The sequence below is a fragment of the Polynucleobacter sp. genome (assembly GCF_030693775.1).
In the GTDB taxonomy this organism is placed as follows: domain Bacteria; phylum Pseudomonadota; class Gammaproteobacteria; order Burkholderiales; family Burkholderiaceae; genus Polynucleobacter.
In genome coordinates, this window is the sequence record NZ_JAUXZY010000004.1 from 207,393 (window position 1) to 231,318 (window position 23,926).

The 23,926-nt window shown below is 51.3% G+C and carries 22 protein-coding genes and 1 other RNA gene; 18 read left to right on the forward strand and 5 right to left on the reverse strand.

Translation table 11 applies throughout. The features are described 5' to 3' along the window. Window positions 1-26: 26 nt before the first annotated feature. The 13 genes from Q8M75_RS03845 (at window position 27) to rnpB (ending at window position 15,905) form a co-directional block, all read left to right on the forward strand. Entirely contained in the window at window positions 27-3,863 is a 3,837-nt protein-coding gene (locus tag Q8M75_RS03845; protein WP_305486367.1) for an FAD/FMN-binding oxidoreductase, read from the forward strand. Then, window positions 3,863-4,255, forward strand: a complete 393-nt coding sequence (locus tag Q8M75_RS03850) for a DUF971 domain-containing protein (RefSeq protein WP_305486369.1) — start codon at window positions 3,863-3,865, stop codon at window positions 4,253-4,255. The genes Q8M75_RS03845 and Q8M75_RS03850 overlap by 1 nt, the downstream gene beginning before the upstream one ends. Window positions 4,256-4,276: 21 nt before the next feature. Further along, complete coding sequence (gene ubiE / locus Q8M75_RS03855; RefSeq protein WP_305486371.1) at window positions 4,277-5,020, forward strand: bifunctional demethylmenaquinone methyltransferase/2-methoxy-6-polyprenyl-1,4-benzoquinol methylase UbiE; 744 nt, start codon at window positions 4,277-4,279, stop codon at window positions 5,018-5,020. A 41-nt stretch (window positions 5,021-5,061) separates the two neighbouring features. After that, window positions 5,062-5,985, forward strand: a complete 924-nt coding sequence (locus Q8M75_RS03860; RefSeq protein WP_305486374.1) for a Tim44 domain-containing protein — start codon at window positions 5,062-5,064, stop codon at window positions 5,983-5,985. Between the two features lie 52 nt (window positions 5,986-6,037). Beyond that, window positions 6,038-6,700: an SCP2 domain-containing protein gene (locus tag Q8M75_RS03865; RefSeq protein WP_305486376.1), complete on the forward strand. Its 663-nt coding sequence runs from the start codon at window positions 6,038-6,040 to the stop codon at window positions 6,698-6,700. Window positions 6,701-6,702: 2 nt separating this feature from the next. Continuing rightward, window positions 6,703-8,280: a ubiquinone biosynthesis regulatory protein kinase UbiB gene (gene ubiB / locus Q8M75_RS03870; RefSeq protein ID WP_305486378.1), complete on the forward strand. Its 1,578-nt coding sequence runs from the start codon at window positions 6,703-6,705 to the stop codon at window positions 8,278-8,280. Between the two features lie 55 nt (window positions 8,281-8,335). Next, window positions 8,336-8,992 carry a DUF502 domain-containing protein gene (locus tag Q8M75_RS03875; protein WP_305486380.1) on the forward strand — a complete coding sequence of 219 codons (657 nt, stop codon included), beginning with the start codon at window positions 8,336-8,338 and terminating at the stop codon, window positions 8,990-8,992. Window positions 8,993-8,999: 7 nt separating this feature from the next. Then, on the forward strand, window positions 9,000-10,802 hold the full coding sequence (gene aspS, locus Q8M75_RS03880; RefSeq protein ID WP_305486382.1) for an aspartate--tRNA ligase: 1,803 nt from the start codon (window positions 9,000-9,002) through the stop codon (window positions 10,800-10,802). Between the two features lie 15 nt (window positions 10,803-10,817). Continuing rightward, window positions 10,818-11,270 carry a dihydroneopterin triphosphate diphosphatase gene (nudB, locus tag Q8M75_RS03885; RefSeq protein WP_305486384.1) on the forward strand — a complete coding sequence of 151 codons (453 nt, stop codon included), beginning with the start codon at window positions 10,818-10,820 and terminating at the stop codon, window positions 11,268-11,270. A gap of 24 nt (window positions 11,271-11,294) precedes the next feature. Next, window positions 11,295-13,130, forward strand: a complete 1,836-nt coding sequence (locus Q8M75_RS03890; RefSeq protein ID WP_305486387.1) for an ABC transporter ATP-binding protein/permease — start codon at window positions 11,295-11,297, stop codon at window positions 13,128-13,130. A gap of 21 nt (window positions 13,131-13,151) precedes the next feature. Next, window positions 13,152-14,501 carry a glycerate kinase gene (locus Q8M75_RS03895; protein WP_305486389.1) on the forward strand — a complete coding sequence of 450 codons (1,350 nt, stop codon included), beginning with the start codon at window positions 13,152-13,154 and terminating at the stop codon, window positions 14,499-14,501. Further along, on the forward strand, window positions 14,498-15,556 hold the full coding sequence (gene pyrC, locus Q8M75_RS03900; RefSeq protein ID WP_305486391.1) for a dihydroorotase: 1,059 nt from the start codon (window positions 14,498-14,500) through the stop codon (window positions 15,554-15,556). Before Q8M75_RS03895 ends, pyrC begins: the two co-directional genes overlap by 4 nt. A 42-nt stretch (window positions 15,557-15,598) precedes the next feature. Next, an RNA gene (gene rnpB, locus Q8M75_RS03905) (RNase P RNA component class A) lies at window positions 15,599-15,905 on the forward strand. Between the two features lie 14 nt (window positions 15,906-15,919). Here rnpB and Q8M75_RS03910 read toward each other — a convergent pair. Beyond that, window positions 15,920-16,342, reverse strand: coding sequence for an OsmC family protein (locus Q8M75_RS03910; RefSeq protein ID WP_305486393.1), 423 nt, complete (start codon window positions 16,340-16,342; stop codon window positions 15,920-15,922). A gap of 399 nt (window positions 16,343-16,741) precedes the next feature. On the opposite strand from Q8M75_RS03910, the gene rplM reads away from it, so the two are divergent. From rplM to erpA, 4 genes are all read left to right on the forward strand, one after another. Further along, complete coding sequence (rplM, locus tag Q8M75_RS03915; RefSeq protein ID WP_108469770.1) at window positions 16,742-17,170, forward strand: 50S ribosomal protein L13; 429 nt, start codon at window positions 16,742-16,744, stop codon at window positions 17,168-17,170. 9 nt (window positions 17,171-17,179) lie between these two features. Continuing rightward, window positions 17,180-17,581 carry a 30S ribosomal protein S9 gene (rpsI, locus tag Q8M75_RS03920; protein WP_108469769.1) on the forward strand — a complete coding sequence of 134 codons (402 nt, stop codon included), beginning with the start codon at window positions 17,180-17,182 and terminating at the stop codon, window positions 17,579-17,581. Between the two features lie 134 nt (window positions 17,582-17,715). Continuing rightward, a complete protein-coding gene (argC, locus tag Q8M75_RS03925) occupies window positions 17,716-18,774 on the forward strand; it encodes an N-acetyl-gamma-glutamyl-phosphate reductase (protein ID WP_305486399.1) in 1,059 nt (352 codons plus the stop codon). A 90-nt stretch (window positions 18,775-18,864) separates the two neighbouring features. Then, entirely contained in the window at window positions 18,865-19,239 is a 375-nt protein-coding gene (gene erpA / locus Q8M75_RS03930; RefSeq protein ID WP_108469767.1) for an iron-sulfur cluster insertion protein ErpA, read from the forward strand. Window positions 19,240-19,249: 10 nt separating this feature from the next. Here the strand turns inward: erpA and Q8M75_RS03935 are convergent, their stop codons facing one another. Continuing rightward, the gene (locus tag Q8M75_RS03935) at window positions 19,250-20,380 is read right to left on the reverse strand and encodes an anhydro-N-acetylmuramic acid kinase (protein WP_305486404.1); all 1,131 of its coding nucleotides are present in this window, start codon (window positions 20,378-20,380) and stop codon (window positions 19,250-19,252) included. An 89-nt stretch (window positions 20,381-20,469) separates the two neighbouring features. On the opposite strand from Q8M75_RS03935, the gene tyrS reads away from it, so the two are divergent. Then, window positions 20,470-21,702, forward strand: a complete 1,233-nt coding sequence (tyrS, locus tag Q8M75_RS03940; protein ID WP_305486406.1) for a tyrosine--tRNA ligase — start codon at window positions 20,470-20,472, stop codon at window positions 21,700-21,702. Between the two features lie 6 nt (window positions 21,703-21,708). On the opposite strand, the gene ruvB is transcribed toward tyrS, so the two are convergent. From ruvB to ruvC, 3 genes are read right to left on the reverse strand one after another with little or no spacing between them, the layout of a single operon-like run. Beyond that, window positions 21,709-22,779: a Holliday junction branch migration DNA helicase RuvB gene (gene ruvB / locus Q8M75_RS03945; protein ID WP_305486409.1), complete on the reverse strand. Its 1,071-nt coding sequence runs from the start codon at window positions 22,777-22,779 to the stop codon at window positions 21,709-21,711. A 27-nt stretch (window positions 22,780-22,806) separates the two neighbouring features. Then, the gene (ruvA, locus tag Q8M75_RS03950; protein WP_305486411.1) at window positions 22,807-23,388 is read right to left on the reverse strand and encodes a Holliday junction branch migration protein RuvA; all 582 of its coding nucleotides are present in this window, start codon (window positions 23,386-23,388) and stop codon (window positions 22,807-22,809) included. 9 nt (window positions 23,389-23,397) lie between these two features. Then, complete coding sequence (ruvC, locus tag Q8M75_RS03955) at window positions 23,398-23,907, reverse strand: crossover junction endodeoxyribonuclease RuvC (protein WP_305486414.1); 510 nt, start codon at window positions 23,905-23,907, stop codon at window positions 23,398-23,400. Between the last annotated feature and the right edge of the window lie 19 nt (window positions 23,908-23,926).

Sequence of the window (23,926 nt, forward strand, 5' to 3'; positions counted from 1 at the left end):
AATGCTTATTTAACGAATCCCACTCCATGAACGCCCCACTCGGATTAAACCAATTACTCACTGCTGAGGCTGGGGAGCCCCGTTTACGGGAAATTCCGTACAACTACACCTCCTTCTCAGACCGTGAAATTGTCATTCGCCTTCTAGGGCCGGAATCTTGGCGCGTACTTGATTCACTTCGTGGTGTTCGCAAAACGGGCCGTTCGGCTCGCATGCTATTTGAGGTCTTGGGTGACATTTGGGTAGTGCAGCGCAATCCCTATTTGCAAGACGATTTATTGGATAACACCAAGCGCCGCAGTATGCTGATTAGCGCGCTCTGGCATCGCCTTGGTGAAGTCGAAAAAAGAATGACCGGCGATTCGGCCGAGCAAGTTGAAATCTTGATCAAAGCAGCGCGGACTGCGGTCGAACTCTTTGAGCAGAATTTTGAAACAGTTGCCCAGTTACGCAAGCGCGCAATAAAAGTATTGGGACGCCATACGGCGGCGGATAACGTCGCTTTTGACGGCATGTCGCGTGTTGCCCATGTGACGGACGCGACCGATTGGCGTGTTGAATACCCATTCGTTGTTTTAAAGCCAGATACTGAAGCCGAGATACCCGGATTAGTGAAGGCCTGCATTGAGCTTGGGCTCACCATCATTCCGCGTGGGGGCGGCACTGGCTATACCGGCGGTGCGATTCCTTTGGTCGCCATGTCGGCGGTCATCAATACCGAAAAGCTAGAACAAATTGACCCAGTAGTGAAAGTAAGCCTGCCTGGTTTAAATGAGCTGGTACCAACGATTTTCACAGGCGCCGGTGTTGTAACGCGCCGCGTTGCCGAGGCAGCAGAGCGAGTTGGTTTGGTGTTTGCGGTAGACCCCACATCAGCGGATGCGAGTTGCATCGGCGGTAATGTGGCGATGAATGCAGGTGGTAAGAAAGCCGTTTTATGGGGTACCGCCTTAGATAATCTGGCCAGCTGGCGCATGGTGGACCCTGAGGGGAACTGGCTCGATGTGATTCGAGTTAACCATAACTTGGGCAAGATTCATGATGCCGATGCTGCGCAGTTTGATCTGGTGTGGTCCGACGGATTGCAAGCGCCAGGTGAGAAGGTGTTGCGTCGCGAGACTCTGAATATCGAAGGCCATCGCTTTCGGAAAGCGGGTTTAGGCAAAGACGTTACCGACAAGTTTTTATCGGGACTACCGGGCGTTCAAAAAGAGGGCTGTGATGGCCTCATCACCAGTGCTACCTGGATTCTGCATCGCATGCCGCAATACATGCGCACCGTTTGCCTGGAATTCTATGGACAGGCACGTGAAGCTATCCCGAGCATTGTTGAGATCAAAGCCTACCTTGATGGTTTAAGTCGTGAAGGTGGCCCTATCTTGGCTGGCCTTGAGCATTTGGATGATCGCTATTTAAAGGCTGTGGGTTACTCCACTAAGTCCAAGCGCAATACTCTGCCGAAGATGGTATTGATTGGCGATATCGCCGGCGATGATGAGTCGGCCGTGGCCGCTGCGACCAGTGAGGTGGTACGCATGGCTAATTTGCGCGTCGGTGAGGGCTTTGTTGCCGTTAGCCCGGAAGCGCGTAAGAAATTTTGGTTAGACCGGGCGCGTACCGCTGCGATTGCACGCCATACCAATGCCTTCAAAATTAATGAAGACGTGGTGATTCCGCTCGATCGCATGGGTGAGTACACCGATGGCATTGAGCGTATCAATATTGAGCTCTCCCTTAAAAACAAATTGCAATTACTCGATGCGCTGGAAGCATTTTTGCGCAAAGGTAATTTGCCGCTGGGTAAGGCTGATGAAGACGATGACATCTCCCCCGCAGAAATTCTAGGTGATCGTGTTGATGGGGCTATTGCACTGTTGCACCAGATGCGGACGCGCTGGTCTAGTTGGTTGAATGACCTTGATCGTTTTTTCCCTGACTTACAAAACTACACCTTGCGTGCATCGTGGAAGACGGATGTGCGCGCGGAGCTGCGCATTATTTTTGGCGGCGCTGCTTTTGAACAGATTTTGGCTGAGCTAGAAAAGACCCACCAGGCTATTTTGCGTAAGCGGGTATTTGTGGCGCTACATATGCATGCCGGTGATGGCAACGTGCATACGAACATTCCGGTGAACTCGGATGACTATGGCATGTTGCAAGACGCACATCGCTCAGTTGATCAAATTATGGCTTTGGCGCGCTCGCTCGATGGTGTCATCTCAGGTGAGCATGGCATTGGTATTACCAAGCTCGAATACCTCAGCGAGGAAGAGTTAAAAGATTTCAGGGCATACAAAAACCGCGTTGATCCCGAAGGCAGATTTAATAAGGGCAAGCTAATGCCCCATGCGGATTTGAGCATGGCGTATACGCCCAGCTTTGGATTGATGGGTCACGAGTCCTTGATCATGCAACAAAGCGATATTGGCGCGATTGCCGATAGCGTGAAAGACTGTTTGCGCTGCGGCAAATGCAAGCCTGTCTGCGCGACGCATGTGCCCCGAGCCAATTTGCTGTACAGCCCCCGCGATAAGATCTTGACGACATCCCTGCTGATCGAGGCGTTCTTATACGAAGAGCAGACCCGAAGGGGGATTTCAATCCGCCATTGGGAAATGTTTGATGACGTAGCAGCCCACTGTACGGTCTGCCATAAGTGCGCTACGCCTTGCCCAGTCAAGATTGATTTTGGTGATGTGACCATGAATATGCGCAACTTACTGCGCAAGATGGGTCAGCAGCGTTTTAATATCGGCACAGCCACATCGATGTTCTTTTTGAATGCAAGTAATCCCGATACGATTCGCCTGACACGCAAATTAGTGATTGAGTGGGGTTACAAAGCGCAGCGCATTGCGAATAATTTATTCCGCAGCTTTGCCAAAAAACAAACGGCTACGCCGCCTGCAACGGTAGGAAAGCCGCCGATCAAAGAGCAGGTGATTCATTTCATTAACAAGAAAATGCCGGGGAACTTGCCCAAGAAAACAGCCCGAGCGCTCCTGGATATTGAAGATGCGAATTACGTCCCGATTATTCGTGATCCAAAAATAACGACTGCAGATACCGAGGCGGTATTTTATTTCCCGGGTTGCGGCTCGGAGCGTTTGTTCTCGCAAGTTGGTTTAGCTACACAGGCCATGCTGTGGAATGTCGGTGTACAGACCGTTTTACCGCCAGGCTATTTGTGCTGCGGCTACCCCCAGCGCGGCAATGGTGAATTCGAAAAAGCAGAAAAGATGATTACGGACAATCGCGTTCTGTTTCATCGGGTGGCCAATACGCTGAACTATTTAGACATTAAAACTGTCGTGGTGTCCTGCGGTACCTGCTACGACCAATTAGCGGGTTATCAGTTTGAGCAGATTTTCCCTGGATGCCGAATCATTGATATTCATGAATACTTATTGGAGAAGGGCGTCAAATTAGAGGGCGTGACGGGCGTGCGTTACATGTATCACGATCCTTGCCATTCGCCGATGAAGTTGCAAGATCCACTGAAGACCGTGAATGAGCTGATTCAGACGGAAGACAAGCAAGCCATTTTGAAGAATGAGCGTTGCTGCGGTGAGTCAGGTACCTTAGCTGTGACACGCCCGGACATTTCCACGCAGATCCGCTTTCGCAAGCAGATTGAAATGGAAAAGGCAGCGACAAGCTTAAAGGCTGACTTTACTGGCGAGGTTAAGGTATTAACGAGCTGCCCATCTTGCCTGCAAGGTTTGTCGCGCTTTGATGCCGATAGCGCAACGACCGCAGATTACATCGTTGTTGAAATGGCGCAGCGCATCTTGGGTGACAATTGGATGCAAGATTACGTCGCCCAAGCTAATCAGGGCGGCATTGAGAGGGTATTGGTTTGATGATTCCAACAAATGTAGTGATGCACCAGCAATCCAAAGTATTGGAACTGAGTTATGAGAATGGCAGTTCATATCGCCTGCCCTTTGAATTCTTACGCGTGTTATCGCCATCGGCAGAAGTTCGGGGCCATGGCCCTGGTCAAGAGACTCTGCAGACTGGCAAACGCAATGTAGGCATTAATGAGCTTGAGCCAGTCGGCCACTATGCGATTCGCCCGATGTTCTCAGATGGACACGATTCCGGATTGTTTTCATGGGAGTATTTGTATTTCCTGTGCGAAAACCAAGACGCCTTGTGGAACGATTACCTCGATAAGCTAAAGCAAGCAGGCGCAAGCCGCGATGTCGCCAGCGCGCCAACCGGGCATGAAGGCCACTCTTGTGACCACTAATACATATACCCAATACGGCACATGAATAAAACCCATTTTGGTTACCAAACGGTAGACGAGGCAGAAAAAGCAGGCAAGGTTGCCGATGTCTTTCACTCCGTAGCGACTAAATACGACGTGATGAATGACTTGATGTCATTCGGTCTGCACCGCATTTGGAAAAAACTCACCATCGCTCGGGCCCAGGTTCGCCCGGGTCAAAAAGTGCTTGATATTGCAGGTGGCACTGGTGATCTGGCTTGTGCATTTGCAAAAGCTGCTGGGTGGGCCAAACACCCTGATGCCGAGGTTTGGCTGAGTGATATCAATGCATCCATGTTGGGGGTCGGGCGCGATCGATTGTTAGATCAGGGCATGTCTTTGCCCTGCGTGCAGTTTGATGCTGAGTCCATCCCATTCCCGGCAAATCATTTTGACGTGGTCACGGTTGCCTTTGGACTACGCAATATGACTCACAAAGACCGGGCCCTTGCTGAAATGCTGCGCGTGATTAAACCGGGTGGACGAGTTTTGGTGTTGGAGTTTTCGAAGCCCGATGCGATGCTTCAGCCGGTTTACGATGTGTATTCCTTCAAGGTGCTGCCGTGGTTGGGTGAAAAAATCGCCCAAGACGCTGAAAGTTATCGTTATTTGGCGGAATCGATCCGGATGCACCCGGACGCTGAAACCTTAAAAAATATGATGCTAGAGGCCGGTTTTGATGCCGTTGATACCCATAGATTAACCGGGGGTATCGTTGCGCTTCATATTGGTATTAAATTCTAAGTATTAGTTTTGTTGTTGTGCATTACTGGAGACCTAAATAAATGAATAAAAATGCAATCAAAGCCATCGTACTTACTGTCGCGCTGACCTTTTCTTCGGTTGGCTATGTTGACGCGAAGCGTATGGGTGGTGGAAAAAGTATCGGCCAATCGGCCCCGGTTCAGAAGCAGGCGCAGCCTGCGCAAGCGCAAAAGCCAGCGCAGCAAGCACAGCCTGCGGCACCCGCTGCTGGTAATGCTGCAGCGGCAGCGCCCAAGCGTCCTGGATTTGGCGGCATGCTGGGTGGTTTAGCAGCTGGCCTTGGTATTGCTTACCTTCTTTCCCATTTTGGCTTGGGTGAAGCTGCGGCTTCGATGTTTACCGGTATTTTGATTGCCTTGGCAGTCGGCTTGCTCCTCCTGTTTATCCTCAAGCGTTTTATGCCATCGATGTCAGGTGCGGGGCGTACAAGCCCAGCAGCTGCCGGGAACAATGGCATGCAGCGTACGGCTTATGAGCATGGCAACACCACACGCAATGAGCCTGGCTTTGTCCCTGTCGCCGCTTCGTTTGGTGGCGCAGCAGCAGTCGTTCCTGAGGCGGCTAAATCCTTGCCAGCTGGCTTTGATGAGTATGCGTTCTTGGATAATGCAAAGCACTACTTCGTGAAATTGCAAAAAGCATGGGATGACGGCGATTTGGATTCCCTGCGCGAGTTCGCTACGCCCGAGATGTTTAGTAATCTGATGCAAGACCTGAACGCACGTGCCGAATCAAGCAATCAAACTGACGTGGTTACCCTCAATGCCGAGTTACTGGGTGTTGAAACTGGCCAGGACAATTATTTAGCCAGCATTCAATTTACCGGCATGATTCGGGAGCAGGCAGGCGCTCCAGCTGAGCCATTTACCGAAATTTGGAACTTGAGCAAGCCAATTCATGGTTCTGGCGGTTGGGTTCTAGCCGGGATTCAGCAGTTGGTTTAAGCTTAGGCTTTCCCCACGGAAAAACCCGCATTCGTGCGGGTTTTTTGCACCCATGAATTCGGTATCCACATCCGCCCGGCCTATCACCAGCGCAGCCATCTGCCACGGCATTAATCATGTCTTGGCGGGTGAGCCATGGGCGAGTACCGAGCTGGCAAAGCACGCCGGCAAAGCGATTGCCCTCGAAATGCCGTTTGGTCGATTTGCCGTGCAAATTAACAGTAATGGCCTATTGGAGGCCGTGCGCCATTCGGATGTGCCGACTCAAGCCGACGATGGGCAAGTTCCGCCTCCAGTCAGAACAGCCCTGGTGCTGACGATTTCAAGCCAAGCACTTTCCACCTTACTGACTAGCGGCGGCCCCATTCGGGAAAATGCATTTAAATCAGTCACGATTGCGGGCGATGCTGATTTGGCTCAGTTGTTGGGTCGCCTAGCCGGCCAGTTGCGCTGGGAATACGAAGAAGACCTTTCAAAAATCATTGGCGATGCGCCAGCCCATTTTGCTGTCGCCCAAGGAAAAAAAATAGCGAGTGCCGGGAAAGCAGCTGGCCGCGATCTACTTGAAAATACCGTTGAGTACCTCAGTGAAGAAAAGAAGGTCCTATTGAATCAGCGTGACTTTGCAATACACAAAAACCAACTTATGGAATTGCGCGATAGCGTCGAGCGTTTAGATAAGCGCATTGCATTATTGCAGCAAAGGAGCAAATAAACATGGCTCGCTTTGCACGGCTTTGCTTTATCTTTTTTACGGCCTGGCGTTTTGGTTTATTGCCTTTACTGCGCGACAACCTTAAGCCAGGCATAAAGCGCTTTCTACTTTCAATTGCTTGTGTGGCCTCACCCAATACATTGCCGCGGGGTATGCGGATTCGATTGACACTCGAAGCGCTTGGTCCGATCTTTGTTAAGTTTGGCCAAGTCCTTTCAACCCGCCGCGACTTATTGCCTGATGACATCTCCGATGAGTTGGCTAAGTTGCAAGACCAAGTGCCACCCTTTTCGAATGCTGAGTCGCGCGCCTTAATTGAATCGGCTTTGGGTAAGCCAATTGAAGAGGTGTTTATTCAGTTTGATGCCACGCCAGTCGCCAGCGCCTCGGTAGCCCAAGTGCATTTCGGTGTACTGCGTGCAACCCCACAGCGTCCTGAATGGGAAGGGCGCGAGGTAGCCATTAAAGTCTTGCGCCCCGGCATCTTGCCGGTGATTGAAGACGACCTGGCTTTGATGCACGACTTAGCCAAGATCGTTGAAAAGGTATCGGCTGATGGCAGGCGTTTAAAGCCGCGCGAGGTGGTTGCAGAGTTTGATGTCTACTTGCACGACGAATTAGATTTGATGCGCGAAGCGGCCAATGCAAGTCAGTTGCGTCGTTACTTTATTGATTCAGATAAGTTAATGATTCCTGAGATGTATTGGGATCTGTGCCATACCAGCGTGATTGTGATGGAGCGCATGAATGGCATCTCAATTGGCCGCACCGACGAATTGCGCGCGGCTGGAGTTGATTTCAAAAAATTGGCAGCCGATGGCGTTGAAATCTTTTTTACCCAAGTGTTCCAGTATGGCTTCTTTCATGCGGACATGCACCCAGGCAATATTCTGATCAGCTTGGAGCCCGAGCGATTTGGGCGTTTTATTTCCTTGGATTTCGGTATTGTGGGTGCGCTGAGTGAGTCCGATAAAAATTACCTCGCGCAAAATTTCTTGGCTTTCTTTAATCGCAATTACCGCCGCGTTGCAGAGTTGCATATTGAATCTGGCTGGGTGCCGGCAGATACGCGCGTAGAAGAATTAGAAGGCGCAGTGCGTTCCGTGTGCGAGCCCTACTTTGATCGTCCCTTGAAAGAAATTTCTTTGGGCATCGTATTGATGCGTTTATTTCAGACTTCGCGGCGCTTTAAGGTCGAAATTCAGCCGCAACTGACCTTGCTGCAAAAGACACTGCTTAATGTAGAGGGCCTGGCGCGGCAATTGGACCCCGATCTCGATTTGTGGAAAACCGCCAAGCCGATCCTGGAAAAGTGGATCAGTGAGCAATTGGGCTGGAGGGGCTTGGTCGAGGGACTCAAAACAGAGGCACCCAACTGGGCCAAAATTTTGCCCACCTTGCCCCGTTTGTTGGCTGAGAGCCTGGCGCAGTCAAGCAAGGCTGAGCAGGGCGCTGAGCTGGTTTTACTCAAAACTCTGCTCCAGGAAGAGCGCCAGACCCGGCGCCTGATTACGGGGGCTTTGCTCTTTGCAGGCGGCTTTATTGCCGGCGCCGTACTGATTTCCCTCAGTATTTTCTAGGCTCAAGCCCATCGGGATCGTCTAGCCGTTAAAATGCCGGCAAGGCTAATTAATTATGAAAAAATACTTTATTGCGGGCATTCTGGTTTGGGCTCCAGTGGCGATCACGGTTTGGGTGATCTCCTGGGGTCTGGGTGTGCTCGACAGTATTTTCGGTTCGGTCATGATGGCCATCATTACCCTGTCTCCGGGCGAGTTCTCCCCTGACTTAAAGCATTTCCGTGAAATTCCAGCCATTGGTGTGTTGATTGTGATCGGCGTCATCATGGTCACCGGCCTTCTGGCGATTAGTTTTGCGGGTCAGTGGTGGGTCCGCGTTTGGGATAAGCAGGTCAATCGCATTCCGATCGTGCGTTCAATTTATTCGAGCGTCAAACAAGTTTCCTCCACCCTGTTTTCTGGAAGTGGCCAGGCGTTTCGAAAAGCCTTGTTGATTCGCTATCCTCATCCAAACTCCTGGGCGATTGCCTTTCAAACGGGCACACCCGCCGCAGAAATCAGCTCTAAAGTCGGCGAAGATTATGTCAACGTATTTTTACCGACGACCCCAAATCCCACATCGGGATTTTTCATGATTGTTCCGAGGTCCACTGTGATTGAATTGGACATGACTGTTGAAGAGGCATTGAAGCACATTGTTTCAATGGGCTCAGTACCACCCGGCGTTCGCACGAATGCCCCCACCACACTTACAAAAAATAGAGATTCATAGGAACATTATGTCGATGCGAAGCCATGCCTGCGGTCAGGTAACGGAAACACTGATTGGTACAGAAGTCACACTGGCTGGCTGGGTTAACCGCCGCCGCGACCATGGTGGCGTTATCTTTATTGACTTACGCGACCGCGAGGGTTTTGTGCAGGTAGTATGCGATCCGGATCGTGCCGCGATGTTTGCACTTGCCGAGCAGGTACGTAATGAATTTTGTATTCAGATTAAAGGCCTGGTACGTGCCCGTCCTGCAGGCACTGAAAACGCCGATTTAGTGAGCGGCAAGGTTGAGATTTTGTGTCATGAGCTTGTGATCTTGAATGCATCGGTTACACCGCCATTCCAATTGGATGATGAGAATCTCTCTGAAACCACACGCTTGACTCACCGTGTATTGGACTTGCGTCGTCCGCAAATGCAAAAGAATTTGCGCCTGCGTTACAACGTCGCAATGGAAACGCGTCGCTACCTCGATGCTGCTGGATTCATTGATATCGAAACACCGATGTTGACGAAGAGTACGCCAGAGGGCGCGCGCGATTACTTGGTGCCATCACGCGTGCATGATGGTCAATTTTTTGCTTTACCCCAATCGCCACAGCTATTTAAGCAGTTGTTGATGGTTGCTGGTTTTGAGCGTTATTACCAAATTACCAAATGCTTTCGCGACGAGGACTTACGTGCCGATCGCCAGCCTGAATTCACCCAGATCGATTGCGAAACCTCCTTCTTGGATGAACTGGAGATCCGCGATCTGTTTGAAAACATGGCACGTCATATTTTCAAAACAGTCATGAATGTGGATTTACCAAACCCATTCCCAGTCATGCCTTATTCGGAAGGCATGGCACGCTTTGGTTCGGACAAGCCAGATTTGCGCGTGAACCTCGAATTTACCGAGTTAACCGATCTGATGAAGGATGTCGACTTTAAAGTATTCTCTGGTCCCGCCAATCAGGCTGACGGTCGTGTTGTCGCCTTACGTATTCCAGGCGGCGCCGAGATTAGCCGTAGTGAAATTGATGATTACACCCAGTTCGTTGCCATCTATGGCGCGAAGGGATTGGCTTGGATTAAGGTGAATTCGGTCAGCGAAGGCCGCAATGGCTTGCAGTCACCGATCGTTAAGAATCTGCACGATGCCGCAATCGATGGCATTTTGAAGCGTACGAATGCGAAAGATGGCGACATCATTTTCTTCGGCGCCGATAAGGTCAAGGTGGTGAATGATGCAATCGGTAATCTGCGTTTGCGTATTGGTTTGTCAGACTGGGGCAAAGCACACGGTCTCTTTAACGATGCATGGAAGCCATTGTGGGTAGTTGACTTCCCGATGTTTGATTACGACGACGGTGAAGGGCGCTGGGTTGCTTGCCATCACCCATTTACGAGCCCTAAAGATGAGCACTTGCAATTCTTAGAAACTGATCCGGGCAAGTGTTTGGCAAAAGCCTATGACATGGTCCTCAACGGCAGTGAAATTGGTGGCGGTTCAGTGCGTATTCACCAAGAGGCAGTGCAGAGCCAAGTCTTCCGCGCCTTGAATATCGGTCCTGAAGAGGCGCAAGCCAAGTTTGGTTTCTTATTGGATGCCTTGCAATACGGCGCTCCTCCCCATGGCGGTATCGCCTTTGGCTTAGATCGCATTGTGACGATGATGACGGGTTCTGAATCGATTCGTGATGTGATTGCCTTCCCCAAAACTCAGCGTGCGCAATGCCTCTTAACTCAGGCCCCAAGCCCAGTAGATGAGCGTCAATTGCGTGAGTTGCATATTCGTTTGCGTCAAGCAACGCCTGTGGCGCAATAGGATCGATACCCTCTCTTGAAAATCCCCATTTCAGTATTGGTCGTGATTCACAATGCGAATGGCGAGGTTTTACTGATTGAGCGCGCCGATCGGCCGGGGTTTTGGCAGTCGGTGACTGGCAGTCTTGATTTTCCGGACGAGCCTACGCGTGAAGCGGCAATCCGCGAGGTGTTTGAAGAGACGGGCATTGATGTCACTGCATTGCCAGCTGATGCTCTTCACGATATGCAGCATGCCGTCGATTATGTGATTTACCCCGATTGGCGGTATCGCTATGCGCCCGGCGTTACCAGTAACCGTGAGCACTGGTTCTCGCTCTTGGTCCCTAGCAATACCGCAGTGCGTTTAGCGCCACGAGAGCACACTGCGTTTGAGTGGTTGCCCTTTGCCGAAGCGGCAAAACGGTGTTTCTCGGAAAGTAATACTGCAGCGATCCTACGCTTGCAAGCCCAGAATGCAGCAGAGTAAGCCATTCATCGCTAAGATAGGCTAATGAGACCCAGTTCCCACCACGCAGCAACGGATTCTGCTGGCTCCCCAAAAGCAAACGCATTTACTCGTGGGGATTGGCGCGTCATTCGCGATTTACTGCCCTACTTACTCGAGCATAAAGTGCGCGTGGCATTCGCGCTGTCCTGCTTAATTGCCGCCAAATTTGCGAACTTAGGTATTCCGATCCTCTTAAAGGATTTGATAGACACGCTTAATGTAAAGGTCGATTCAGCGCAGGCCTTGATGTTGATTCCCGTGGGTTTGATTCTGGCATATGGGGCTTTGCGCGTATCCGCTTCTTTGTTTAACGAACTGCGTGAGGCTTTGTTTGCGCGAGTCACTCAAAATGCCGTGCGTAAAGTGGCATTACAGGTCTTTAACCATTTGCATTCGCTGGCGCTGAGTTTCCATTTAGCGCGCCAAACAGGCGGCGTGAGTCGTGATATTGAGCGCGGCACACGCGGCATCCAGTCGCTGATTTCGTATTCGCTCTACAGCATCCTCCCAACCCTGATTGAGTTTTGCTTGGTGCTTGGCTACTTAGCGTATGCCTACGATATTTGGTTTGCTGTTATTACCTTTGTGGCCCTAGTGCTCTACATTATTTTTACCGTCGTGGTGACCGAGTGGCGCACCCATTTTCGAAGAACCATGAACGACATGGACTCGAAGGCAAATCAAAAAGCCATTGATTCCTTATTGAATTTTGAGACCGTGAAGTATTTTGGTAATGAGCAGTTTGAATCACATCGCTATGATGAAAATTTAGTTCGCTACCAAACCGCAGCCATCCAGTCGCAAAAGTCCTTAGCGGTTTTGAATTTAGGTCAGCAAATCATCATCGCTATTGGCCTTGTTTTGATTCTGTGGCGGGCGACGATTGGAGTCAGCAATGGCACGATGACCTTGGGCGATCTCGTACTCGTTAATACGCTAATGATCCAGTTATACATTCCCTTGAATTTCTTGGGCGTGATTTACCGGGAGATCAAGCAAGCCATTACTGACATGGATCGCATGTTTAGCTTATTGAGCACCGATCGGGAGGTTGCTGATAAGCCCAATGCCCCGCCGCTGCATATTGCCAACTACCAGACCGGCCCCGAAGTCTGTTTTGAGCATGTGTCGTTTCATTATGAAAAAAAGCGGGAGATTTTGAAGGACATTAGCTTTACGATTCCGGCGGGGACAATCACCGCGGTTGTTGGTCAAAGCGGAGCGGGTAAGAGCACCTTAGCTCGTTTACTTTTTAGGTTTTACGATATTCAAAGCGGTCGTATCGACATCGATGGGCAAGCCATTAATGCGGTTCAGCAGGCGAGTTTGCGCAGCGCGATTGGCATCGTGCCACAAGACACGGTTTTGTTTAATGACACTATCGGCTACAACATTGCCTACGGTAAACCTGGGTCCTCAATGGAAGAGGTACAAGCTGCTGCAAGGGCGGCGCAAATTGATGGTTTCATTCAGCGCTTGCCGGATGGCTACAACACCCAAGTGGGCGAGCGTGGATTGAAGTTATCGGGCGGTGAGAAGCAGCGGGTTGCGATTGCTCGAACATTGCTTAAAAAACCAGCCATGTTGATTTTTGATGAAGCCACTTCAGCCCTCGATTCCAAGACGGAGCGGGCTATTCAGGAGGAGTTGCTCAATTTAGCGCGCAATCGAACCACCTTGATTATTGCCCACCGACTCTCTACCATTACCCATGCCGATCAAATTTTGGTGATGGAGCAGGGGCAGATCATTGAGCGCGGCACCCATGCCCAGTTACTGGAAGCCCATGGCCGGTATGCGGAAATGTGGCAAATGCAAGAACGGACTGCAGTTGATTAGAATGGTATTGAAAGCATACTCATGGCCCACCCAGAAGAAAAAATACTGAAGGATACATTTGCAGCTGCACTTGCGGTTGCAGAGCCTAAGCACATCGTGCCCGAGTGCTTGGCGCGTATTTTTCCAGCGGGTAGCGAGCCCAAAGGGCGCTGCTTGGTAATTGGTGCTGGTAAGGCCAGCGCTGCCATGGCTACTGCGCTCGAGTCGCATGCTTCAAGCCACTGGCCTGAGGCGCAGCTCGAGGGCATTGTGCTGACACGCTATGGCCACGCCTCTCCTACAAAATACATCACGATTGTTGAGGCGGGTCACCCTGTCCCCGATCAAGCCGGAATGGATGGCGCTGCCCAGATGATGCGCCGCGTGGGCGAGCTCAAAACAGATGACATCTTGATTGCGCTTGTCTCGGGCGGTGGATCCAGTTTGCTGACGCTGCCACAGGCTGGAATCACCATCGGTGATATGCGCCAGACTACCGAAGCCTTGTTGCGGAGTGGTGCGCCGATCGAGGAAATGAATATCGTACGCAAACACCTGTCTGCTATTTTGGGCGGCAATGTTGCGCGCCTTGCGATTGCGCGTGGCGCTCGTGTCGAGGCATTGTTGATTTCCGATGTCACGGGCGACTCGCCGGCGGACATTGCGAGCGGTCCCTGCGCAGCAGACTATTCGACCTATGAAGATGCGTGTGCGATCTTGGCTAAATACAATCTGGGGTCTGATGTCATTCCGGCCAGCGTATTAACGCACCTCGAAAAAGGCCGCAGCGGACTCATTCCAGAAACCCTAAAAGAGCTTGATTTAGTAAACCAGCCGGTTCGCAATCACGTGATTGCTACAGCCCATCGCAGCCTAGAGGCTGCAGCCGAGTGTGTGCGCCAGTTTGGTTACACCCCATTTATTTTGGGCGACACCATTACGGGTGAAGCAAAAGACGTTGCCTTGGTGCATGCGGGATTAGCCAGAGAGGCTCTGACCCATGGGCAATGGGGCGCTTTGCCAATGGCCTTGATTTCAGGGGGTGAGTGCACGGTGACCTTGCCGGCTGGCGTAAAAGGGCGCGGCGGGCGTTGCAGTGAATTCTTACTATCGCTGTTTGCAGCTACACCCGATCTCGGTGGCATTGCAGCGCTAGCTGCTGATACGGATGGCATCGATGGCAGTGAAAAAAATGCCGGCGCTTGGTTTACTCCTGCTACACGCAAACGCGCTCGGGATGAACATAAACGGGCTGGGCAGTATTTAGCGGCGCACGATTGCTATGGATTTTTTAGTGAGCTGGGCGCCTTGGTGGAAACGGGCCCCACATTAACGAATGTAAATGATTTCCGAATTATTTTATTGCCCGCTGGAGTGGGAGCAAAACCATGACCGCAGTGACTAGCATCACCTTAACTCAGCCTGACGATTGGCATTTGCATGTCCGCGATGGTGATGTATTGAGGCATGTGTTACCCCATACCGCCAAGCAGTTTGCTCGGGCCATCATCATGCCGAATTTGCGCCCACCGGTGACGACAGTGGCCTTGGCCAATGCCTACCGTGGCCGCATTGAAGCGCAACTCAAAGCAAGTGGTATTACTGGTTTCACCCCGCTCATGACCTTGTACCTGACGGACAATACGCCAGCAGAAGAGGTGCGTAAGGTGCGTGAGGCTGGGGTTGCTGGATTTAAACTCTACCCGGCTGGTGCAACGACCAATAGCGATGCAGGCGTCACGAATATCAAACACTGTTACGCCACTTTAGAGGCCATGCAAAAGGAAGGCGTGCCTTTATTAATGCATGGTGAAGTAACACATGCCGAGATTGATGTGTTTGATCGTGAAGCCGTTTTCATCGATACCATCCTTGAGCCCTTGCGGCGCGATTTTCCAGAACTCAAGATTGTGTTTGAGCACATCACGACGCGGCAAGCAGCGCATTATGTCCGTGACGCGCACACCAATAATAAAAATACCTTAGCTGCCACGATTACGCCGCAGCATTTACTGATGAACCGCAATTCGATTTTTGCGGGCGGCATACGGCCACACAATTATTGTTTGCCTGTGTTGAAACGCGAAGAGCATCGCTTGGCTTTAGTTGACGCAGCTACGAGCGGTAACTCGCGATTCTTCTTGGGGACCGACAGTGCGCCGCACGCCAAAGGCCTTAAAGAAAACAGTTGCGGTTGTGCAGGCTGTTACACCGCTTTCAATGCCCTTGGTTTGTATGCTGAGGTATTTGAAGCGGCCAATCAGTTGAGTCGCTTTGAGGCTTTTGCTAGTTTTTATGGCCCCGATTTTTATGGAATGCCGCGCAATACGAAGATGATTACCTTGCATAAAGTGGCGCAGAATGTTCCTGAGGAATTGCCTTTGGCAGAAACCGTCGTCGTGCCGCTGCGCGCTGGCGAAACGATCGCCTGGTCCTTAGCCGAGTAATTTATCGGCAGATACGTGCAGTCTCGGTTAGACTGTCCGCGCAGAGTCAATTAGGCAATCGCCGCTTTCGTAAGAAAGGGGAGGAAAGTCCGGACTCCATAGGGCAGGGTGTTGGCTAACAGCCATCCACGGTGACGTGCGGAATAGGGCCACAGAGACGAGCGTATTTAGTTACGGTGAAACGCGGTAACCTCCACCCGGAGCAATCCCAAGTAAGCAGACGATGAGGCGGCCCGCTGAGTCTGCGGGTAGGGAGCTTGAGCCGCCAGGTAACTGTCGGCCTAGAGGAATGGTTGCCCCCAAACGCAAGTTTGGGCGACAGAATCCGGCTTATCGATTGACTCTGCACTTTCTTTAATGCAATTACTCCTCTACGACATCAATGCTGTACGTGATTTCGGCCATTTTGGCGAGCATGGTAGTGGCTGAGCAGTATTTCTCATGGGAAAGTTGCACGGCTCGCGAGACTTTGCCTGGATCCAGGTCCTTGCCTTTGACAGTGAAGTGCAGATTAATTTTGGTGAAGACCTTGGGTTCAACCTCAGCGCGCTCGGCCGTTAATGCCACCTCACACCCTGAAACTGCTTGCCTTGCCCGCTGGAGGATTAAAACCACGTCAAATGCCGAGCATCCGCCAGTACCTGCCAGAAGCAATTCCATGGGTCGCGCGGCGCTATTTTTACCGCCTGCATCGGGTGGTCCATCCATCTGCAGCTGGTGGCCACTGCCGGTTTCGGCAGCAAAGGCCATCGTTCCAGCCCCTTGCCAGGTGACTTTGCATTCCATATTAGTGAATCCTTACTTCAAAATTAATTAATATAAACAAGTACTTGTGATTTTACTTAAGACGGATAAGTTAAAAAAACACCGATGAAAAAATAATTTCTTGCATTGCAACATAGTTACGAATAAAATAACCTTATTGACAGCGGGTTATGTAACACCAATTAACCAGCTTTCTGCAATTGTCTCCTCCACCCAAACATCGGTGGATTCCAACCCAGGACTCGTTCCTGGGTTTTTTTTGGGTTACAATTCAAGGCTTTACTGAATTACCGATCTAGTCAGCGGTAATTGTTGTGTCAGTTTAATTGATCAATCTGCGAGCCTGCAAGCATAAGCAGGGCCAAAGGGCGAATGATTGAATTGATGGTAATTTTTTGACTATAACAATTTGAGAAAATCATGAAAACTTTTTCCGCAAAATCCCATGAGGTGAAGCGTGATTGGTTCGTGATTGACGCTACGGACAAAGTCCTCGGTCGTGTCGCCAGTGAAGTGGCACACCGTTTACGCGGCAAGCACAAACCTGAATTCACCCCCCACGTTGATACAGGCGACTTCATTGTCGTTATCAACTCATCCAAGCTGCGTGTCACTGGCACCAAAGGCTTGAACAAAATTTATTACCGTCACAGCGGATACCCTGGTGGTATTAGCTCGACCAACTTCGATAAGATGCAAGACCGCTTTCCGGGTCGTGCGCTCGAGAAGGCTGTGAAGGGTATGTTGCCAAAAGGCCCACTCGGCTACGCCATGATCAAGAAATTGAAAGTTTACGGCGACGCTACTCATCCGCATACGGCTCAACAGCCTAAAGTGCTCGAGATCTAAGGAAACCACATGGCTATTAATTACGGAAATTGGAACTACGGTACAGGTCGTCGCAAGAGCTCTGTGGCCCGTGTCTTTATTAAATCAGGCAAAGGTGAAATCACTGTCAACGGTAAGCCGATCGACATTTATTTCGCCCGCGAGACATCTCGCATGATTGCGCGTCAGCCTTTGGCCCTGACAGCCCACCTCACCACCTTTGATATCAAAGTGAACGTGAGCGGTGGCGGTGAAACCGGTCAAGCGGGTGCCGTACGTCACGGCGTGACTCGTGCACTTATCGACTACGACAACGCATTGAAGCCCACTCTGTCCAAAGCAGGTTTGGTGACACGCGATGCCCGTGAAGTTGAGCGTAAGAAGGTTGGTCTGCACGGCGCGCGTCGTCGTAAGCAGTTCAGCAAGCGCTAATTACTTTCAGTCGCTCTGTTTTGCTGAAAGGGTCGCGCAAGCGGCCCTTTTTGTTTCTACAATCAGGGTATGACTAAGGACAAAGTAAGCAGCGCTGTACGATAATTTAGTGTGAGCGTATTTGGGAGAATGGGATGATTAAAGTAGGTATTGTTGGCGGAACGGGATACACCGGGGTAGAACTCTTGCGTTTACTCGCACAGCATCCCCAGGTCACCATTCAGGCGATCACATCGCGTACCGAAGCAGGTATGGCAGTGGCCGATCTATTTCCCTCTTTGCGCGGCCGAATTGATTTGAAGTTCTCGACCCCAGACGATGCCAAATTGGATCAGTGTGACGCCGTGTTTTTTGCCACGCCGCATGGCGTTGCGATGGCGCAAGCTGAATCATTGCTCGCTGCTGGTGTGAAGGTACTGGATTTGGCGGCAGACTTTCGCTTAAAAGATACTGCGGAATTTACGCAGTGGTACGGCATGCCCCATGCATGCCCAGCGATTTTGGCAGAAGCGGTTTATGGCCTGCCTGAAATCAATCGGGAAGCAATTAAAAAAGCCCGCGTTGTCGGTTTAGCGGGCTGCTATCCAACCACAGTGCAGTTGGGTTTTGCTCCACTCTTGTCGCCCAAGTCGACGGGTGGCAAGCGTTGGATTGACGGACTCCATTTGATCTCCGACTCCAAGTCGGGCACTTCCGGTGCTGGCCGTAAAGCCGAGGTAGGCACTTTGATGGCCGAGGCCAGTGATAATTTCAAGGCCTATGCAGTGAAAGGCCATCGCCACACCCCTGAGATTACCCAAGGCTTAAAAGCCATTGCGCAATCCGATCAAATCGGCCTGACCTTTGTTCCGCACCTCACGCCCATGATTCGGGGTATTCATTCGACCTTGTATGCGCGTATTACCGAAGAGGGTAAGGACGTCGACTTTCAGGCGGTTTTTGAGCAGTTTTACAAAGACGAACCCTTTGTGGATGTGATGCCTGCCGGCAGCCATCCGGAAACTCGCTCTGTACGGGGTAGCAATGGCCTGCGCATCGCGATCCATCGCCCCGGAAATGGCGACACCCTGGTGATATTGGTGGTGGAGGACAACCTCGTTAAAGGGGCTTCAGGCCAAGGCGTACAGTGCCTCAATTTGATGTTTGGGCTGCCGGAGACCATGGGCTTGACCCAAATTGCCCTCTCGCCTTAAAGTGGTATTAGTGCGTTTTACATGCCCTTATGCTGGAGTGGGCATTTAGAGCCTAAAATAGGGAAACACTTTTTGAACTAGGAGTCATTTATGACACAAGTTGCTACAACCCAATCCAACGATCTTGCTGAGCCACCAATTCCATTGGTTTTTACCGATAGCGCAGCAGCAAAGGTTGCTGACCTGATTGCCGAAGAAGGTAACCCTGAATTAAAGCTGCGCGTATTTGTGCAAGGCGGCGGCTGTTCTGGTTTTCAGTACGGTTTCACCTTTGATGATGCCGTGAATGAAGACGATACCGCTTTTGATAAAAATGGCGTAACGCTCTTAGTAGACTCAATGAGCTTTCAGTACCTCGTTGGTGCCGAGATCGATTACAAAGAAGACATTAACGGTTCACAGTTTGTAATTAAGAACCCGAATGCCACAACCACCTGTGGTTGCGGATCGTCTTTCTCCGCGTAAGCGATTACTTTTAAGCAGGGTAGCAAGCGCCTAAGATTCGAGGCCCACTTGCTCCCGTAACGGCCGGCAAATTTGCTGGCCGTTTTGTTTTGTGCGCCCATGCCAGCCATGCAAAGGCCAGGGCCTCAACCAGTTGCGGATCGACTCCATTGGCTTCGCTGCTGCGGATTTCAAGGCCATATTTGAACATCACCTGTGCCAGCTCGCGCAGGCAATTGAGTAGCGCCGTGTTGTTGACGCCACCACCACAGACAATCAAGACTTCGGTTTGCGGTGCGTAGAGCTGAATGGATTGCAGCGCTGCAGTCACGGTAAGACGCAATAGCGTTGCTTGCACATCTTCAGCCTTCAATGCATTGCCACCCAGTTTCTTTTCTAACCACCGCAGATGAAAGTCATCGCGGCCTGTGCTTTTTGGGGGCGCCTTAGTAAAAAAAGGATCTGCCAACATTTGCTCGAGCAAGGAATTATTCACCGTCCCTTGCGCAGCCCAGGCGCCATTCTGATCAAAGTCTTTACCTTGGTGTTTTGCAATCCAAGCGTCCATCAGCATATTGCCGGGCCCGCAATCAAAGCCAGTGACATCACCCTTCTGCGGAAGGAGTGTAAGGTTGGCGATACCGCCGAGATTTAGTACTGCAGTGTTTTTATTGCTGGCAAATTGCTGCGCATGAAATGCTGGTACTAAAGGGGCGCCATGACCGCCTGCAGCCAGATCACGGCTCCGAAAGTCGGCAATCACATCAATGCTAGTTAGTTCAGCCAGTAATGCGGGGTTTAAGGTTTGGTGGGTATACGCAAGTGCCTTATTGGAGCCCGCTTGGTGCCGAATGGTTTGTCCATGTGCCCCAATGGCAGTGATGTCGGAGGGGTGCTGTTTGCACTTTGTAAGAAGCTGCTGGACCACTTCCGCATAAGCCATCGCCAAGGCATTTGCAGCTAGATGCTCACGGTGGATTTCATTATCGCCCGGAGTTTGGAGGGCCAATAAGGCATCACGGAGCGGGGGCGCAAAGGGGGTGCTCACGGCCCCGCAGAGTTGGGTCTCGCCATCCGGGCCAAGTTCGGCGAGTACCGCATCAATCCCGTCTAGGCTTGTGCCAGACATCATGCCGATGTAAAGGGAGTGGGACTTATGCATGCGGTGGGTAGACTCTATTCTGAGGAATGCGACAATACGATTATCGTAACTGAAACCCTAATTTAACCGAACTCGATAATTGAATCAGTATGGCGGCTACCCCAGAACCCAAATACCCATTAACCCCTGACGTTTTTGCTGCCTTAGAGGTAACAAAACGGGGTTGTGACGAGCTGTTAGTCGAAGCCGATTGGCTCGCCAAGCTGGCCCGCAGCCAAGCCACCAAAACACCATTACGCATTAAGTTAGGCCTTGACCCGACTGCGCCGGATATTCATTTGGGCCATACGGTGGTTCTGAATAAGCTGCGCCAACTGCAAGATTTAGGCCATACGGTGATTTTCTTGATTGGCGATTTCACGAGCATGATCGGTGATCCTTCCGGCAGAAATGCAACCCGCCCACCGCTAACGGCAGAAGCCATTGCCGAAAATGCCCAAACCTATTACAAGCAAGCTAGCCTCGTGCTTGACCCAAGCAAAACCGAAGTGCGCTACAACAGCGAGTGGTGTGATCCGCTGGGTGCGCGCGGCATGATTCAGCTGGCAGCCCGCTATACCGTAGCGCGGATGCTCGAGCGCGATGACTTTACAAAGCGCTATCGCTCGGGTGTGCCGATTTCAGTTCATGAATTTCTTTATCCACTAATGCAGGGCTATGACTCGGTTGCCTTAAAGAGCGATTTAGAACTCGGCGGTACTGATCAGAAATTCAATCTACTGGTTGGCCGTGAGCTGCAGCGGGAGTACGGTCAAGAACCACAGTGCATCTTGACCATGCCATTGCTGGTTGGTCTTGACGGTGCTGAGAAGATGAGCAAATCCAAGGCCAATTACGTCGGTATCAGTGAGCAGCCAAACGAGATGTTTGGCAAGCTGATGAGCATTTCCGATGAATTAATGTGGAGCTACTTTACCTTGCTGTCGTTTAGGCCTCTTGCTGAAATTGATCTAATGAAGCAAGAGGTGGCGGCTGGCCGCAATCCGCGTGATTGCAAAGTACTCCTTGCTCAAGAAATCGTGGCGCGTTTTCATACGCAGGCGGCAGCAGAAAAAGCCTTGGAAGACTTTAATCACCGCGCCAAAGGTGGTATCCCAGACGATGTCCCTGAAGTGAGCTTATCGGGCGCGCCACTCGGCATTACAGCATTAATCAAGATGACTGGCTTGGCGCCATCCAATGCCGAAGCCAATCGCAATATTGAGCAGGGCGGAGTGCGGATTGACGGAACAGTGATTAGCGATAAAGGCTTGCAAGTCGCTGCCGGATCCTTTGTATTGCAAGTGGGTAAGCGTCGTTTTGTGAAGGTGACGCTGAGCTAAATTCGCCTATGTTAGTAGGTCGAGATTGTTGCTTGGTGGTGTTAAACCAAAGTGCTCGTAGGCCAAGCGCGTAGCAATGCGACCGCGCGAGGTGCGCTGCAAGTAGCCCTGCTGAATCAAATAGGGCTCAAGCACATCTTCAATCGTATCGCGCTCTTCACCAATGGCTGCGGCGAGGTTATCAATCCCAACCGGCCCACCATCAAACTTATGCAAGATGGCTTCAAGTAATTTACGGTCCATCACATCAAACCCACTAGGGTCGACATCCAGCATGGCCAAAGCCGCATCAGCCATGGCCTTGGTGATAACACCAGTACCCTTGACTTCAGCAAAGTCACGCACCCGTCGCAACAGGCGATTGGCAATCCGTGGGGTACCGCGGGCGCGCCGCGCGATTTCGGTGGCGCCGCTAGGATCAATCTTGGCTTTGAGTAAATTAGCGGAGCGCTCCACAATCAGGGTGAGCTCATCGGTTGTGTAAAACTCCAGTCGCGCCACAATACCAAAACGGTCGCGCAAGGGATTGGTGAGCATGCCAGCACGTGTTGTAGCGCCAATTAAGGTAAACGGCTTGAGATCAAGCTTGACGCTCCGGGCTGCAGGACCCTCACCGATCATGATGTCCAGCGCATAGTCCTCTAGAGCAGGATACAAAATCTCTTCTACTACAGGTGATAAGCGATGAATCTCATCAATAAAGAGAACATCATTTGCTTCTAAATTGGTCAGCAGGGCCGCGAGGTCACCTGGGCGGTCCAGCACTGGGCCGCTGGTTTGGCGTAAGTTCACACCGAGTTCGCGGGCAATGATGTGCGCTAGCGTGGTTTTTCCTAAACCAGGGGGGCCAAAGAGTAAGACGTGATCAAGCGCTTCATTGCGCGCACGCGTGGCGCTAATAAAGATTTCCAGCTGCGAGCGGGCTTTGGTTTGGCCGACGTATTCATCAAGCTGGCGTGGTCGTAAGGCGCGCTCAAAGACCGCCTCTGCATTACCAGCCGAGCCACTCACTAGGCGATCACCTTCTGCTGGAAGATCGTCCGGTAATGCGCTTAAATCGTCAGTGTGTATGGCCATGGTGAGAGTGTATTCGCTTCGTGCAATTTACACTTTAGATAAATACTTTAAGCCCTGACGAATACCTTCGGATACCGAGGCATCAGGGCTGATTTGCTTAATTGCTAAAAGTGCTTCTTTCTCGGAGTAACCCAAGGAGAGTAATGCTTGCAAGATTTCGCTGCTGGGCTGAGCAGCCCCTGCTGCACCAGCGCCTTGACCTAAATCAGGCCCCAGCTTTCCTTTGAGTTCAAGCAAGAGACGCTCGGCGGTTTTTTTGCCGATACCGGGAACCTGGGTGAAGCGACCGGGTTCTTGCAGCGCAATTGCTTGGGCCAGTTCATTCACACTCATGCCAGATAAAACGGCAAGTGCTGTACGCGAGCCAACGCCACTGATCTTAATTAACGCCCGAAAGGCTTCGCGCTCTGATTCGGTGGCAAAACCAAAGAGTTGCTGCGCGTCTTCACGGACCTGAAAATGCGTCAGTAAGGTAATAGTGTGGTTGACGCCCGGCAACTGGTAGAGAGTGCTCATGGGTACGTCGATTTCATAACCAACGCCATGGCAATCCACCACTAAGCGCGGTGGATGTACAGCAATTAAAGTACCTTGTATGCGTCCAATCATGGGGTGATCTTACTCTTTGCTAGTGGGCTTGGGTTTGAGGGCTGCAGGTAAGCGGTAGTGGTGCGCAGCGCAGATGGCGACACCCAGCGCATCAGATGCGTCAGTGCCGGGCGCGCGGCTTAAGCGCAGTAGGCGTTTCACCATCTCCTGCACTTGTGGTTTAGTGGCTCGGCCCGTGCCCACAATCGACTGCTTAACGCGCAAGGCGCTGTATTCCGCCACGCTGAGCTTGGCGGAAACAAGGGCGGCTATGACCGAGCCCCTAGCTTGCCCCAGCATTAAGGTAGAGCGTGGATTGACGTTTAAAAATACCTCTTCAATCGCAGCCGATTCAGGATGGTAGGTATCCAAGACCTCTTTAACGCCGTTATACAAGGTGCCAAGACGTTCAGGTAAGCCCCACTTCGGATCGCCGCTTTCAATGGTTCCAGAAGCGACGTAGGTCATTTTTTGACCATCGACATCAATGATGCCAAAGCCAGTAGTACGAAGTCCAGGGTCAATTCCGATCCAGCGCATGGGTTCTATCAATGCCCGT

What these genes read in the sequence shown, in the direction of transcription:
- Q8M75_RS03845 (WP_305486367.1), top strand. Translation starts at nt 27, where the DNA reads ATGAACGCCCCACTCGGATTAAACCAATTACTCACTGCTGAGGCTGGG.
- Q8M75_RS03850 (WP_305486369.1), top strand. Translation starts at nt 3,863, where the DNA reads ATGATTCCAACAAATGTAGTGATGCACCAGCAATCCAAAGTATTGGAA.
- ubiE (WP_305486371.1), top strand. Translation starts at nt 4,277, where the DNA reads ATGAATAAAACCCATTTTGGTTACCAAACGGTAGACGAGGCAGAAAAA.
- Q8M75_RS03860 (WP_305486374.1), top strand. Translation starts at nt 5,062, where the DNA reads ATGAATAAAAATGCAATCAAAGCCATCGTACTTACTGTCGCGCTGACC.
- Q8M75_RS03865 (WP_305486376.1), top strand. Translation starts at nt 6,038, where the DNA reads ATGAATTCGGTATCCACATCCGCCCGGCCTATCACCAGCGCAGCCATC.
- ubiB (WP_305486378.1), top strand. Translation starts at nt 6,703, where the DNA reads ATGGCTCGCTTTGCACGGCTTTGCTTTATCTTTTTTACGGCCTGGCGT.
- Q8M75_RS03875 (WP_305486380.1), top strand. Translation starts at nt 8,336, where the DNA reads ATGAAAAAATACTTTATTGCGGGCATTCTGGTTTGGGCTCCAGTGGCG.
- aspS (WP_305486382.1), top strand. Translation starts at nt 9,000, where the DNA reads ATGTCGATGCGAAGCCATGCCTGCGGTCAGGTAACGGAAACACTGATT.
- Q8M75_RS03890 (WP_305486387.1), top strand. Translation starts at nt 11,295, where the DNA reads ATGAGACCCAGTTCCCACCACGCAGCAACGGATTCTGCTGGCTCCCCA.
- Q8M75_RS03895 (WP_305486389.1), top strand. Translation starts at nt 13,152, where the DNA reads ATGGCCCACCCAGAAGAAAAAATACTGAAGGATACATTTGCAGCTGCA.
- pyrC (WP_305486391.1), top strand. Translation starts at nt 14,498, where the DNA reads ATGACCGCAGTGACTAGCATCACCTTAACTCAGCCTGACGATTGGCAT.
- Q8M75_RS03910 (WP_305486393.1), bottom strand. Translation starts at nt 16,342, where the DNA reads ATGGAATGCAAAGTCACCTGGCAAGGGGCTGGAACGATGGCCTTTGCT.
- rplM (WP_108469770.1), top strand. Translation starts at nt 16,742, where the DNA reads ATGAAAACTTTTTCCGCAAAATCCCATGAGGTGAAGCGTGATTGGTTC.
- rpsI (WP_108469769.1), top strand. Translation starts at nt 17,180, where the DNA reads ATGGCTATTAATTACGGAAATTGGAACTACGGTACAGGTCGTCGCAAG.
- argC (WP_305486399.1), top strand. Translation starts at nt 17,716, where the DNA reads ATGATTAAAGTAGGTATTGTTGGCGGAACGGGATACACCGGGGTAGAA.
- erpA (WP_108469767.1), top strand. Translation starts at nt 18,865, where the DNA reads ATGACACAAGTTGCTACAACCCAATCCAACGATCTTGCTGAGCCACCA.
- Q8M75_RS03935 (WP_305486404.1), bottom strand. Translation starts at nt 20,380, where the DNA reads ATGCATAAGTCCCACTCCCTTTACATCGGCATGATGTCTGGCACAAGC.
- tyrS (WP_305486406.1), top strand. Translation starts at nt 20,470, where the DNA reads ATGGCGGCTACCCCAGAACCCAAATACCCATTAACCCCTGACGTTTTT.
- ruvB (WP_305486409.1), bottom strand. Translation starts at nt 22,779, where the DNA reads ATGGCCATACACACTGACGATTTAAGCGCATTACCGGACGATCTTCCA.
- ruvA (WP_305486411.1), bottom strand. Translation starts at nt 23,388, where the DNA reads ATGATTGGACGCATACAAGGTACTTTAATTGCTGTACATCCACCGCGC.
- ruvC (WP_305486414.1), bottom strand. Translation starts at nt 23,907, where the DNA reads ATGCGCTGGATCGGAATTGACCCTGGACTTCGTACTACTGGCTTTGGC.